Source organism: Planomicrobium stackebrandtii, from assembly GCF_030814955.1.
Taxonomy (GTDB): Bacteria; Bacillota; Bacilli; order Bacillales_A; family Planococcaceae; genus Planococcus; species Planococcus stackebrandtii.
This window is the reverse complement of the sequence record NZ_JAUSWB010000005.1, coordinates 99,093-113,555: the sequence shown is the minus strand read 5'-3', so window position 1 is coordinate 113,555 and position 14,463 is coordinate 99,093. Positions and strand designations below refer to the sequence as shown.

Here is a 14,463-nt window from a genome sequence, read left to right as displayed (position 1 = left end):
AAATAGGTAATTTATTTCTATTTTATCCAATTTTTAAGCTATAATAATCTCCGAGTTATATTTTGCAAATAGAAGAGAGTGGTTTGAATGAAGAAAATGCTTCTGTCCTTATTGGCAGTTGTAGTTTTAATTGGCTTACCTATTGTGATCTGGTTTTTTCAGGAAGAAAAAATAGTGAATGTAGCGATTGTTGATAAGACGGTTCCGACCGAAAGCTACCGGGAGCATAAAGGATTGACCTGGCTGCTGAACCACCATCGCTATGTATCTGAATCCGAAGGCGCGTATCAAGCCGATGCTGATTATTACGGCTTTGTTCCGGATGAAGAAGCGGAAAGCTACACGACTCGTGAATTGCCTGAAGATTTGTCTGGAACCGACCTCATTTACCTGGCGGATTCTTATGGCGTATACGAGGAAGACCTCCCGTGGCAAACCGCGGAAAAAAAACCTGGCAGTTCGTCCATGATTTCCGGCGGACTTCAAATGGATGAATGGCAGACCATTAAAAAGCAGGTAGAGTCTCAAGGAACGGACTTGGTTGTGGAATTCAATACTTTCGCCTCCCCTACTCCAAAAGAAGTGGCCCAGGACATGAACGAGTTTTTGGGACTCGAGTGGAGCGGCTGGAGTGGACGCCGTTTTGTGGACCTTCACGCACCTGAAGGCGAAGTGCCTCAGTGGATAGTGGATAACTATGAGAAAAACGATATGAAATGGAATTTTGAAGGCGCTGGATTTGTCCTGGTCAATGATGAAGAAGGCGAAATTGTGGTCCTTTCCGAAGAGGCCGGAGAAGTCGGCGCTGAGGGGCTCCACTTAGACTTTACTGAACAAGGAACTGCCCAGTTCGATTTAACAGATAGCCCTTCTTTCGGTTATTGGTTTGATATTAACGAAGCGGCTGCAGGCACCGAAGTTCTGGCAGACTACCAATGGGATCTTGAAAGTGCAGGCAGCAAGAAACTAAAAGCTGCCGGCATCCCCGAGAACTTTCCCGCTGTATTCTATCAGTCCAGACAAGGAGCAGACCTCTATTATTTTGCTGGAGATTTTGTCGACATTGACGACACCCCGAGCTTCTATCGCTACTCGAGCTTCTCGAAACTGCGCTCGTTCATTTCCATGGAATCACTGGATGCCGAAAAGAGTTTTTACTGGCAAACTTACGTACCGATGATGGAAACCATTTTGGCAAATACAGAAGACAAGAACACAGAGGTTGAGACGGTCAAAGCAACTGCCGCCGAAAAGGAAGGCATTGCTTATCCTTCCCGCGTAAACGGACAGGCGTTCGAAGTCTACCAGGACGGCGAATGGCAGCCATTCACCATTAAAGGCGTCAATATGGGAATGGCCAAACCGGGAACATTTCCCGGAGAAGCCGCAATTACACGGGAGGAGTATGACCGCTGGTTCCAGGCAATTGGCGAAATGAATGCCAATGCAGTGCGCGTCTATACTCTCCATCCTCCAGCGTTCTATGAAGCCTTTGGCGCTTACAATGCCAGCGCCAAAGAGCCCCTTTATCTGTATCACGGCGTCTGGATTGATGAAGAACCTTTGGTGGAGACCTTAGATGCCTTCACCCCTGAAATCACTGAACGATTTCAGGCTGAAGTCAAAAAAATAGTGGACGTCATCCACGGCAATGCGGTCGTAAAGCAAGAACCTGGCCATGCTTATGGAAGCTATAAGACAGATATCTCCCCTTACGTCATCGGTTGGATGATCGGCATCGAATGGTTTCCTTTGACGGTCCATCAGATGGAGCTTGACTACCCTGACCTGGGCGACTATGATGGCACCCACGTATACACAGAAGGCGCCAATCCCATGGAACATTGGCTGGCACAACAATTGGACCGCCTTGCGGAATACGAGCTGGACGAATACCAAAGCATGCGTCCGCTGAGCTTTACCAACTGGGTGACGACAGACAATATCGATCAGCCTGCAGAACCGAGTGAACAGGAAGACATGGCCACCGTCGATCCCAATCACATCAAAACGAAAGGTATAACCAATACGGTCGGCATGTTTGCGTCTTACCATGTCTATCCGTACTACCCTGATTTTCTGAATTTGGACGAACGCTATACCGAATTTGTAGACCACCGCGGAGAGTTCAATAACTACGCGGGTTACTTGAAAGATTTAAATGATTCCCACGACATGCCAATTGTCATCGCCGAGTTTGGTGTGCCCGCTTCGCGCGGCATGACCCATGAAAACCCGTTCGGCTGGAATCAGGGATTTGTTTCTGAACAGCAGCAGGGTGACATTGTCAGCCATCTGTATGAAGATATTCTCGAAGAAGGGATGCTCGGCGGAATGGTATTCACTTGGCAGGACGAATGGTTTAAGCGCACCTGGAATACAATGGATTATGACAATCCAAATGAACGGCCCTTCTGGTCAAATGCCCAAACCAACGAGCAGCAGTTCGGCCTGCTGAGCTTTGACCGCCATAAAGTGAAAGTCGATGGACAGGACGATTGGACAGACGGCCAAACACTTTACGAAAAACGGGACGGAGCGCTCAGATCGCTGGCTTTGGATTCGGATGAACGATATGTCTACATTAAAGCCCAATTCGATCCGGCCAATAAAACCTGGTGGAACGAACAGGATTTCAACCTGTATTTCAGCGTCCGTGACAATAAAGGCATCGCAGTTGATGCTTTGAAAAACACAGAATTTCTGGCGGACTTCCAGTTAAAAATCGAAGGATTGGAGCAGGCCCGTTTATTGGTGGCCGGCGATTATGACAGCTTCTACTATGATTATCACGAACGTTTGGAGATGATTCCAGCAGAAGAAAACATCGAATCGACTTTCCACCCGATCCGCCTGGCCTTGAACAAAGAATTTGTTCGCCCCGATACCGGCGAAGTGTATCCGTTTGATGCATATGAAACGGGCATCTTGCGATTCGGCATTGCCAATCCGGAGCACGAAGACTATGATTCTCTGAATGATTATTATTACGACAAAGAAACCGGAATCATGGAAATTCGGATTCCGTGGATGCTGCTGAATGCCAAAGACCCAGCCAAACGGGAATTTATCGGCGATCTTCAGAAAGATGGCATTGAATCTTCCGAAACGATTGACGGGCTGGATGTCACAGCTGCTTTAACCCGACAAGACGGAAAAGCGGCTGAAACTTTCGATGCTGACCAAGCAGCCCAGTACACATGGGACACCTGGGGTTTGCCACAATCCGAGGAGCGGCTGAAGCAATCTTATTACATTCTTCAAAAGACCTTTGGCGAGACAAAGTGACATAAACCAAATAACAAAAAGAAGGAAGCCGTTTACAGGCTTCCTTCTTTTTGTTCGTCATCGGAGAATACACCTTTACGTTCCATGTCTCCCCATACTGATTTTTTCTTGAAGGCGTAAAACAAGCCTTGGACCCGCCAGAAGTTCATCAGGATCCGGTACCAGAATGTCTCGGTCAACGCATAGACGTAAAGGACAAGGATGCTTCTGACGGTCGGATATTTGTGGTAGGTCCACTCTTCCAGCAGCACGGCAAGTGCGGACAACAAGGAGCCATACAGCACCATTACCAGCAGCATGATAACGGCAATGTCCGTTTCAATGAAGGAAAAGGCGAAGCCGCCGATAATGATGAAATAACCCATCACTTCAAAGACCGCGCTGAGCAATTCAATAAAAACGTAATAAGGCATCGAAAACATTCCGATTCCTCTGTATTTCGGATTGAACATCATTCCACGGTGCGTCCACAGCGTTTCGGCAAGGCCTCTTTGCCAGCGGATGCGCTGTGCACGCAGGGAAGCAACCGTGCTCGGTGCTTCGGTCCAGCAGACCGGATCCTGGATGTATTCAATCCGCTGTTTTGATTTTTCGTCTTTGATGGATCGGTGCAACCGGACAATCAATTCCATGTCTTCACCGACAGTATCGGTTTTATAGCCCCCTACTTTGATGACCCGGCTTTTCTCGAAAACACCGAACGCTCCGGAAATGATCAACAGGATATTGACCCGGCTAAAGCCGAGACGGCCGATCAGAAAGGCACGGAAGTATTCGATAATCTGCATGACTTCCAGGGGCTTTTTCGGCAATGCTACCTGTTCGATGACGCCGCGGTTGATTTTGCAGCCATTGGCAATTCTTACAGTCCCGCCGGTCGCTGTCACCATCCCACTGGAATCAACAATCGGTTTCATGGTTTTCAGCAAGGCATCCTGCTCGAGGATCGAATCGCCGTCAATCGCCGCAAAATACGGATATCGCGAGAAATTGACGCCTGCATTTAAAGCATCTGCTTTTCCGCCATTTTCTTTTTCAATCAAAAATAGATTAGGGTGAAGAGACGAGCGATAAGCCCGTTTGATCTCCCCCGTTTTAAAATAGGTCCGAATCGCCAATTCAATTGGTTCCATCTTGAATTGGGCCATCACTTTTTCGCTGGTCTTATCTGTAGATCCATCGTTGACTACAATGATCTCATATTGAGGATAATTCAAATTCAATAAGGAACGGACCGTACTGGCCACTCCCGCTTCCTCGTTATAGGCAGGAACCAGGATGGAAATTGGATACGTGTCTTTATTGATCGACATTTCCTCAATTTGTTCCTGGCGGTTCAACTTTTTTTCTTTGCTTATTTTGGGGCTGGCTACCAGAAAAAGGACCAAGTAAATTGCGCCGGCTGCGAGCATATAGCCGATTATTGCCCAGGAAATAATTTCGATGAATAATGTAATTCCGGTTCCACTCATGTGAAGTTTGCACCTTCCCTTGTCAGCATATGTTTGGCGATATCCCTCGCATACGCATCCGCGTGATCAGCCGACACCTGCTCAAGCACATGGTTGCCGCCTCTGAAGACTTTAAGATTTTCAGCCCCTGCAAAACGGACCCACCAGATATTGTCCGACAGCAAATAGATCAAATTTGGCTTGTACTGCTCAAAATGGCAGGCGCCTGTCAGCTTAGCGGCATACATTCGCTCTTGCCAGTGTTTTGAATCAAAGAATCCGGAAAGAATAGCAGGGTCTGTCATTTTCTTATAATTGCACAAGCTGCTCATGGCCTTCAGGCGGACTTCCATGCGTTCGTCCAGTAATTTCTTTTCGACAAATGGAAAGATCATGTCAATCTGGTGTTCTCCACTGAAACTGATAAAGGCATAAAGCATATTTTCCGAGATATCCTCTTTTGATTGCATCCGCTCCAGTGTCATCTTCAGTAAATTCTCATCCAAGCGGTACAGCAATTCTTTTATCATCCCGAATGACAAGTCTTTGCTTCCAACAGCTGCATCCATCAGCCTCACTTCCTGCAATGTGGCACAGACACGGATGCATTGGCGAAACTCTTCATCCCGTTTGCTGATTTTTGCGAAATGCTGATAGACATCTTCCTTTAAAGAAAAAAGCCGGAAATCCTCAATAAAGTACAGTGCATTGATGCGTTCTGCCCAATTTCCTTTTTTTAAGGTACGACGGTAATGCTCCGCTAAATGCTTGTCTGCCAGCATATGAATAGTTGTTTTCTGCTCCTCCTGCAAATCTTCAGCTAAAAATTCATCGAGCATCCTTTCCATAAGCTTAAAACGATTTCGCTTGGCAGCAGGCAAAGCTGGCTCGGCCTGCTGCGTCCCTTTAATGTATTGCTGGAATTGCGGCTTTAAGATTACCATCATTTTTCTAATTTCATTTTCTCGCGCTAAGTTTTTCATTTTCCAGCCAATCAGCAAAGCCAATATCAGCAATTGGATCCCCAACAAACTAAAGACGACCCATATAAAAATTTCGATCATCAACAACTCTCCTTTTTCAGAAGCCTAATTTATCAACTTTTATACATCCAAATATTTTTAAAAAAATTTAAAAAATGATAATTTATGGATATTATATCATGTCCAGCCCTGTTTTACTGATAGAAAAAACAGCAAGGTTGAGCCCAATCGGCCAACCTTGCTGTTTACCGTCTTTTTATGGAGCCATCGTCTTCCAGCTGTCCACGTGGTGGATCGCGATGCCGCCAAATCCTTTTGCGCCGGCATAATGGGCGGATACTGCAGCGAGCTCACCTTCCATAAAGGCTTCTCCTTCTTCGTAGAAAGAAATGGCATCCCCTTCATCGGTTTGGCCAGTTTCAACGCCTACTACTACTGCCTTGCCATATTTTTCTCCATAAGCAATTTCGTTTTTCACCAGTTCCGTAATCATGGCGGCCGAATCCCGGTAGGCCATCAAGGTGACGCTGTGCGTATTCGCGATTACCCATTCAGCGAGTACACCTTTGCCATAGGTATTTTTATAGGAAATTTCATCGAACCAGAAAGGAAGATCAGCTTCCAACGGCAAGTTCAATGCAGCCGTGCTGGATTTCGCTTTTGTCAGCAGGGCTTGATAAGACTTGATGGTCGCTGCCCGGTTAGTGTTCCAGCCGCTGTACAGATAGGGCTCGACATCCAGGTGAACTCCGGCAAATCTTTGGGCCGGAGCAGCCCCTTGCTGATAAGCCGATAACCAGGACATCAACCGATCCTGTTTAATAAAACCTTTCGGCGCTACCCAATCAGCAGCTCCGTCAAGTGCATAGATGGCCATGCCGGCAGCTCCCGCTTTTTCGATAAAACTCTGATAAACACTCGTCGGAATATCGGCATCGATCTGCACATAGACCTTGTTGACATCCTTGCTTTCCAGAAATGCCAGCGTACCCGCTTCATCACTGTAGATCATCCATGGATTCCATAGCCAGGTGGCTTTAACATCCACCTCAGCAGCTTGGGCATCAAAACCACTTTGTGTCAGCATAAACAACAACCACACACCCGCCATCATTAATTTTTTCATTTTCTTTTCCTCCCGCTCTGTCAGCCGTGGCTCACAGAACGAGACCCAGGCAACCTGACAACCTTGCGTTTTTCAACGGTTAGGCTCATAGCTTTGCGTCCTTCCCTTTCGGTGAAGTTTGCCTTTTTCAGATTTTCATTATTATATGTCAAATAATTCAATTCTACCATCTTTTTTTTTGCCCTTTTCAAACAGGGGATTTAACGCAATAATCAACAATAGGATTCTTGTATTACCTGAATGGAAGGAGTAAACGAAATGTCAACAGCATTACTTGAAGACGAAATCACGTTGGCTTTGATCAAGTCTTTAAAAGAAAGCAAAGTAAATGAGTTTCAGGACATCCTGGACGAACTCCAGCCATATGATATGGCCATACAATACCGGCATCTGCCGGACAAGCACCGCAATAAATTCCTGCTGTTTTTGACGATCCGCCAATTGACGGACGTCATGCAGGAACTCTCCAAAAATGAGCAAATCAATATTCTTCAAAAATTGGGGCTGGAAAAATCCGCTAAAGTTCTAGACCGCATGGACAATGATGATTTGGCATTGCTGTTGGCGGATCTGGAGCCTGAGCGAATCGAAGAACTCCTGTCGCAGATCAATCAGGACGATTCCCGGTTTGTCCAACGCACCATGACTTATCCCCCTGAAACTGCCGGACGTTTGATGAATAACCGGTATGTGTGGATTCCGCGCCATTCCACCATTCGGGAAGCCGTCGATAAGATTAAGCATTTTGCCGAATTGGCCGAGTACCTCAACTACCTTTATGTTGTAGACGAAGACAAAAAACTGGTGGGTGTCGTTTCCTATAAGGATTTGATCCTCGGAAACCTTGAGGACAAAATCGAAGAAGTCATGTACAATCGCGTCGTGAAGGCCGATGTCTTGACCGATCAGGAAGATGCAGCCCAATTGATCAGCCGCTATGATTTTGTCACGCTGCCGATTGTGGAAAAAGACAACACCCTCGCCGGCGTCATAACAGTCGATGACGTTATCGATGTCGTCATGCAGGAAGCAAACGAAGACATTGAAAAACTTTCGGCTTCAGGTAAATCAATCGACTTTAACACACCAGCTTTGACGGCAGCTTATCGCCGCTTGCCCTGGCTGGTTCTTCTGCTGTTCATCGGGCTGTTTTCCGGCGGCATCATCAGCCGCTTTGAAGATACTCTCCAAACAGTGGTCGCCTTGACGTTTTTTATGCCGATGATTGCCGGGATGACCGGAAACACCGGAACCCAATCGCTGTCTGTAGTGGTCCGTGGACTGGCATCGCAAAAGCTTGATGCCCATCAGACCATCAAGCTCATCATCAGAGAGCTATGGGTGGGCATTATTATCGGCGCGATTTGTTCCGTACTGATCTTACTGGTTGCTTATGTATGGCAGGGCAATTTTATGTTGGGCATTGTAGTCGGCGGTTCCTTGCTGATGACCTTAATCATCGGAACTTTAGCCGGCACGATTATTCCGCTCATCCTTTACCGGTTGAATATTGATCCAGCTGTGGCATCCGGCCCGTTAATTACGACTATCAATGACATTCTGTCCCTGCTGATTTATTTCGGCATGGCCACTCTGTTTATTTCTCAGTTGATGTAATTCGTTGTTTCAAGCAATTATCTTTATTCCCAGTAAGTTACTCGGTATAATAGGTGGAAATCCCAGGAGGCGAGTCCATGACGATTCCGAAACCCCTTGTCCAAACCAATCAAGCTTTTATCGTCGCTACTGTGTTAGCGGCGCTCTTGCTCCATCCAGCCATTCTGTTATTGCCGTTTGCTGTTGGAGTTTATACATTGATGACAAAGAAGAATCCCGTGATTCTATTCAGCCGTCGCTTTTTGAATAAGCCGATGGCAGATTATCAGCAGGAAGACAGGGATCAACAGCTGTTCAACCAGTGGATTGCAACCATTTGTTTAGGGCTGTCGCTCGTGTTTTTCACACTTGGCATTCCGCTTCTGGCTTACGCCTTCAGCATCATGGTCATTATCGCAGCAGGAGTTGCGCTCATGGGCTATTGCATCGGCTGCACCATCCGTTACCGCTATATGATGTGGAAACACAATCGAACAGCATAAAGAAAAAACCGGAGGCAATGAGCTTCCGGTTTTTTCTGTTTATAACAAAATCATTATTTTATTTGTCCGTTGCCGCGCACAATGTACTTTGTTGACGTCAATGCAGGCAAGCCCATAGGTCCGCGGGCATGGAGCTTTTGTGTGCTGATGCCGATTTCTGCTCCAAAGCCGAATTCAAAGCCGTCCGTAAAACGAGTTGAAGCGTTGTGATACACAGCTGCTGCATCAATTTCCATAAAGAATTGATCGACATTTTCAGAGTTGGAAGAGATGATCGCTTCTGAATGCTTGGTTCCATAGGTGTTGATGTGATCGATTGCTTCACCTATGCCATCAACGGTTTTCAGCGCCACTTCCAGACCCAAATATTCAGTTCCCCAATCCCCTTCTACTGCAGGTATTACATTAGGAGAGAGTTTCTGTACTTCTTGATCACCATGAATCTTCACTTGCTGTTCCTGCAATGCGGCCAATAACTGCGGCAAATGCTTTTCAGCCCAAGCTTTATGGACCAATATACTTTCACAGGAATTACAGACTGATGGCCGCTGGGTTTTGGCGTTCAGCGCTATAGCAATTGCCATTTTAAGATCTGCTGTTTCATCGATGTAAATATGGCAGTTTCCTGCCCCCGTTTCCAATACCGGCACGGTAGAGTTTTGGACGACAGTCTGGATGAGTTTCGCACCGCCCCTAGGAATCAGCACATCCAGGTATTGATTCAGCTTGAACATGTGCGAGGCCGCTTCTCTGCTGGTGTCTTCCAGTAATTGCACCGATTCGACGGGCAGGTCAGTTTTCTCAAGCGCACCACGAATCACAGAAACAATGGCTTTATTGGAATGGATCGCTGTGGAGCTGCCGCGCAGCACTACTGCATTGCCGGTTTTTAGGCATAGGCTGGACGCATCAACTGTGACATTCGGCCGCGCTTCATAAATCATGCCGACCACACCTAAAGGAACACGGATTTTGGACATTGTCAGACCGTTCGGCCGCTCCCACTTTTCCAGTACTTCACCGACCGGGTCTGCCAGCTTGGTCAATTGAATCAAAGCATCCGCCATATCCTTTAACCGCAATGGATCCAGTTGAAGGCGGTCCACTAAGGATTCACTCATGCCGTTTTGCCGTCCCGCTTCAACATCCTTGCTGTTTTCTTCTAAAATATAAGCTTGCTCTTCCAGTAAGTGCGTGGAAATAGTGCGCAAAGCATTATTTTTTTGTTTGGTTGTCGACTTGGCCAGCACTGCTGAAGCCTGCTTTGCTTGAATCGCCTTTTGAAGAAGTTCACTTTTTTCAGTTTGCTGTTCTTGAAGAAGTTCCGTCATTCCTGATACCCCTTTCGATTTTCCCTTGCTCAAACACCCATTTTTGCTTTCACACCGATATAGGTTCCATCGCCTTTGCCTTGAAAAATATCCACCAGTTTTTCACTGCCCGTTCCAGAACCGATAAATACTTGAACTCCGAAAGCCAATGCAGTCCGTGCTGCTTCTACTTTTGACTTCATGCCGCCTGTTCCAACAGTCGAGCCGTCTGAGGATGTCGCATCCACTAGTTCATCGGGGATTTCCTGAAGATGAAGGTATTTTTGAGCCTGTGGGTTGGTTCTTGGATTATCCTGATAAATGCCGTTGATATCTGTTAAAATCACCAGGAAATCAGCGTGGACAAGGCCACTGACTAATGCCGACAGCATATCATTATCGCCAAATGTCAGCTCTTCCACTGAAACAGAGTCGTTCTCATTGATAATTGGCAGGACGTTTCGTTCCAATAGCTTGGAAATGGTCGCATTAGCATTTTTGTAGAGATCTTTTGTTAACAACAGCTGTGCAGCCACAATGCTGTGCTTCTTGCATTCGTCTGCGTATGCTTGCAGCAACAGGCTTTGGCCAACTGCTGCCGCTGACTGTTTATCAACAACCGTATCCGGACGCGATAAATAGCCCATGCCCGTACATCCTGCAGCTACTGCTCCAGATGAGATCAATATCACTTCATGGCCATGTTCTTTTAAGCGAGCCAGTGCATCCACGTGCTCACGCAACTTTTCAATCGACAGTGTACCGTGCTCATCTGTCAATGAGCTGCTGCCTATCTTCACAACAATTCTTTTCTTCTCCACGTGCAGTCACCACCCGATTTTAATAAATAAAAAAGTTCTTCCTTTTCATTAAAAGCGGAAGAACCTTGCCTCCGTGACTTTATTTCCTTATTTTTCGCCGAATCTGTTTAATAGAGTTATTATGCACTGTTTTGTATTTTAAGTCAATTCAATAAACCATTTTTTCCTATATAAAAGTGTTTTTAATAATTAAATATACGAAATATATGAATATTTATGCAAAGCAATGAAAAGTAAATAGATGTTTTTCAGTCTATCAGCCGCTTTTGGAAGGTGCTCGCAGAATAAAGTTCGGATTATTCTATATAAAAAGAAAATTTTTTGATGGAAACGCCAGTCTATCACATATGCTTTAATCGGCATACAGAACTTTAGGCGGAAAATTTAAAATAAAAAAAGCATGGATTCAGGAATCCACGCTTCATTCTTCGCTTATTTAGAACCAGCGCTCCAGGTCATTCCCCAGTTGAAAGCTTTGTCCATTTCCCGGTGCCCCGAAAAATACTCGACCACTTTTTTGACACTCAAGGTTTGATTTTTTTCGTTTTCGATCAATGCGATGGCACACATCCGCTTGCCTTTGCGGTGTTCATCCAAACGGACCTCGACATCAGGCCCGCTTTTTTGTTTCAATGTGACAATTCCGTCCACTTCTGCCCAATTGGCTGCACCTTCGTAAATAAAAGCGTAAACCAAAATCCGTTTGAATTTCATAAGCTGGTCTCCATTGATCCGAAGATTTTCCCCGCTCTTGGATGTACCTGTCCGGTCATCGTGGTCCAATGCTACATGCGGCAGCTGCTTTAAGTTTCCGAAGGCATTACCAAGCGCCTGGACAACTCCTTTGGAACCATCCTCCAACTCAAACAAACAGCCCAAGTCCAAATCCACCGAATTGCTGGCATTGAGGATTGATGACAAAAAGCCACCACCTGTTTTTTGTGTCCAGTTCAAGTTGACAACGATTTCACCTAATGGCGAATCGGTTTTGCTCAAGTTGATCTTGTCTCCTGCTTTTTTCAGCTCCACCTTCTTCAAGTTTACCGCAGCGGGCTTGGGGCTGGCTGCTTCCGTTTTTACAGGAGGGCTTTTTTTGGTGAAGGCGTCTGCCGGCAGCTCAAGATTAAATTGCTTGCACAGCTCCCTGATGTCTCCCGAAACACTTTGGCCAATTGCTGAAAACTTCCATTCTCCATTGTGCAGGTAAACCTCTCCTGCTAACAGCGTCAAATCCGCATTAAACTCTTTGCCTAAATCAAATCTGCATAGTTCTTTTTTCGTTTGGTCATCTTCAATTCGAACAAAGGCGTTTGACACTTGGCCAAAACTTTGCTTTTTAGCGGCTCCGTCATAAATTGTGATTGCGATGGCAACTTTTTTGATGTCAGCTGGAATTTTTTCCAAATCAATTGTCAGCTGTTCGTCATCCCCTGCACCCGCTCCGGTTTGATTGTCCTTTGTCAGCTGAACTGCTGTGCCGCCGCCAGTCAGGTTGTTGTAAAAAACCAGATTTTCTTTCCCGGCAACTTTTCCTTGCGCATCCACCAGCAAAGCCACTGCATCCAAGTCAATCGATGAATCTGTCTGGCTGATATCCCATCCCAAGCCAATCTTCAACTGTTTTAATCCAGGATGCACTTTTGTTAAATCCACTTTTTGCCCTTTGATCAATACCACCATTTGTTTTCCTCCTCGAAGAAAATATTAGTTAATTTAACTATACTGTAAAATTATCCTATTTCCACTCAATCTGTTGCTTTTCACAAAAACAATCCCGCCAGGTTTTACCAAGCGGGATTGCGCGGTCTTTTATAGCGGGCGATAATCTGCCTGCAGCTGCTTTAAGCTTCTGTATTTCAAAATTTGCGCTACATACCACAGCAGTACTACCAATGTGATGCAGGCTCCGATAATGGCGGAAATCTGGTAATCCATATTCAATCCTTCTGGTGCGTAGAAGATGTACATGGATACGACTGCAGTCATGAAGATTGCAGGAACTCCGGCCACCCAGTGGAATTTAAAGTTCTTCAACAGGTAGACAGCTGCCGTCCATAGCATGAATGTTGCCACCAGCTGATTGGTCCAGCCAACATATCTCCACAGGAACGTGTAGTCGATAGTCGCCATATAGAACGTTGGAATCGCCAGCGGAATGGTTACCAGCAAAACTTTTACTTTGCCTTCCATGTTAACGAATTTCGCGAGGATATCTGTCAGGATCATCCGTGACGAACGAAGTGCGGTGTCACCTGTTGTAATTGGCAGGATAATTACCCCGAAGATGGCCAGCAATCCGCCCATCGTACCCAGCAAGGAAATCGAGATTTCATTGACAACGCCAGATGGGCCACCAGCAGCAAGTGCCGCTCCCAGTCCATCCGTGCCGTTGAAGAAAGTCATGCCGGCTGCTGCCCAGATTAAGGCGATGATGCCTTCGATGATCATGGCTCCGTAAAAAATCTTGCGGCCGTCTGTCTCTTTTTTCATCGTCCGTGCAATGATGGGGCTTTGCGTGCTATGAAACCCTGAAATCGCGCCGCATGAAATGGTCACCATCAATAATGGCCAAATCGGCAGATCCCCTGGATGCAGGTTGGCAAACGTCAGGTTTGGCATCGGTTTTCCGGAAAACACCAAAGCAACCGCCACTGCAACCGCCATAAATAATAAAATTGCGCCTAACAGGGGATAAATTCGGCCAATCACTTTGTTGATCGGCAAAATAGTCGCCAAAATAAAATAGAAGAAAATAATAACTAAAGCTGTCATAAAATTAAGCGGCGTAATTTGCGCAATCAATTGTGCAGGGCCTGCAGTAAAAGCTGCAGTCACAAGCAGCATCAAAACCAGCGACAAGCCGTTGATAAATACTTTGGCGTTCTTGCCCAAGTATTTCCCTACCAAGGTCGGGAACTGTGCACCTCCGTGGCGCATGGACATGACTCCCGAAAAGTAATCATGCACCCCTCCGGCAAAAATACAGCCAAAGACGATCCAGACAAATGCAACAGGACCATACAAAGCTCCGGCAACTGCTCCGTATATCGGTCCAAGGCCGGCAATATTCAATAATTGAATCAGGTTGCCTTTCCACCAGCTCATCGGCACAAAATCCAATGTGTCTGTTTTGGAATAAGCCGGGGTCAGCGTGTTGTCATCGACTCCAAATACACGCTCGATAAATTTTGAATAAAATACATAACCTAGAATAAGTAAAATTAAGGCAGCGAAAAAAGTAATCATATGGCGTTTCCTCCTGATGTCGTGTTGAATGTATAAATTATGATAACATGTTTTTTCAATATATAAACATAATATTTAGAAAAAAACAAATATACTGTAAAATAACTATAGCAATTCACAACAAACCAGTTTCACTAAT

The 14,463-nt window shown here is 45.8% G+C and carries 10 protein-coding genes and 1 riboswitch; of the genes, 3 read left to right on the top strand and 7 right to left on the bottom strand.

Going from position 1 to position 14,463, the window contains the following annotated elements:
* Positions 1–87 precede the first annotated feature (87 nt).
* Positions 88–3,288 carry a hypothetical protein gene (locus QOZ98_RS10250; protein WP_308787357.1) on the top strand — a complete coding sequence of 1,067 codons (3,201 nt, stop codon included), beginning with the start codon at positions 88–90 and terminating at the stop codon, positions 3,286–3,288.
* A 32-nt stretch (positions 3,289–3,320) separates the two neighbouring features.
* Here QOZ98_RS10250 and QOZ98_RS10245 read toward each other — a convergent pair whose 3' ends face one another.
* The 3 genes from QOZ98_RS10245 to QOZ98_RS10235 form a co-directional block, all read right to left on the bottom strand.
* Positions 3,321–4,760: a glycosyltransferase gene (locus QOZ98_RS10245; RefSeq protein WP_308787356.1), complete on the bottom strand. Its 1,440-nt coding sequence runs from the start codon at positions 4,758–4,760 to the stop codon at positions 3,321–3,323.
* Positions 4,757–5,803 carry a hypothetical protein gene (locus QOZ98_RS10240; RefSeq protein ID WP_308787355.1) on the bottom strand — a complete coding sequence of 349 codons (1,047 nt, stop codon included), beginning with the start codon at positions 5,801–5,803 and terminating at the stop codon, positions 4,757–4,759. Before QOZ98_RS10240 ends, QOZ98_RS10245 begins: the two co-directional genes overlap by 4 nt.
* A 175-nt stretch (positions 5,804–5,978) precedes the next feature.
* Positions 5,979–6,848: an amidase gene (locus tag QOZ98_RS10235; protein ID WP_308787354.1), complete on the bottom strand. Its 870-nt coding sequence runs from the start codon at positions 6,846–6,848 to the stop codon at positions 5,979–5,981.
* Between the two features lie 45 nt (positions 6,849–6,893).
* A riboswitch (cyclic di-GMP riboswitch) is annotated at positions 6,894–6,981 on the bottom strand.
* Positions 6,982–7,106: 125 nt separating this feature from the next.
* Here QOZ98_RS10235 and mgtE point away from each other — a divergent pair.
* Positions 7,107–8,465: a magnesium transporter gene (gene mgtE / locus QOZ98_RS10230; RefSeq protein ID WP_308787353.1), complete on the top strand. Its 1,359-nt coding sequence runs from the start codon at positions 7,107–7,109 to the stop codon at positions 8,463–8,465.
* Between the two features lie 77 nt (positions 8,466–8,542).
* Complete coding sequence (locus QOZ98_RS10225; protein WP_308787352.1) at positions 8,543–8,947, top strand: DUF4395 domain-containing protein; 405 nt, start codon at positions 8,543–8,545, stop codon at positions 8,945–8,947.
* A gap of 53 nt (positions 8,948–9,000) precedes the next feature.
* Here QOZ98_RS10225 and QOZ98_RS10220 read toward each other — a convergent pair whose 3' ends face one another.
* The 4 genes from QOZ98_RS10220 to QOZ98_RS10205 form a co-directional block, all read right to left on the bottom strand.
* The gene (locus QOZ98_RS10220) at positions 9,001–10,278 is read right to left on the bottom strand and encodes a glutamate-5-semialdehyde dehydrogenase (RefSeq protein WP_308787351.1); all 1,278 of its coding nucleotides are present in this window, start codon (positions 10,276–10,278) and stop codon (positions 9,001–9,003) included.
* Positions 10,279–10,307: 29 nt separating this feature from the next.
* The gene (gene proB / locus QOZ98_RS10215; protein WP_308787350.1) at positions 10,308–11,078 is read right to left on the bottom strand and encodes a glutamate 5-kinase; all 771 of its coding nucleotides are present in this window, start codon (positions 11,076–11,078) and stop codon (positions 10,308–10,310) included.
* A gap of 432 nt (positions 11,079–11,510) precedes the next feature.
* Positions 11,511–12,758, bottom strand: coding sequence for a TerD family protein (locus tag QOZ98_RS10210; protein ID WP_308787349.1), 1,248 nt, complete (start codon positions 12,756–12,758; stop codon positions 11,511–11,513).
* A 129-nt stretch (positions 12,759–12,887) separates the two neighbouring features.
* Positions 12,888–14,324, bottom strand: coding sequence for a carbon starvation CstA family protein (locus QOZ98_RS10205; protein WP_308787348.1), 1,437 nt, complete (start codon positions 14,322–14,324; stop codon positions 12,888–12,890).
* Positions 14,325–14,463 lie beyond the last annotated feature (139 nt).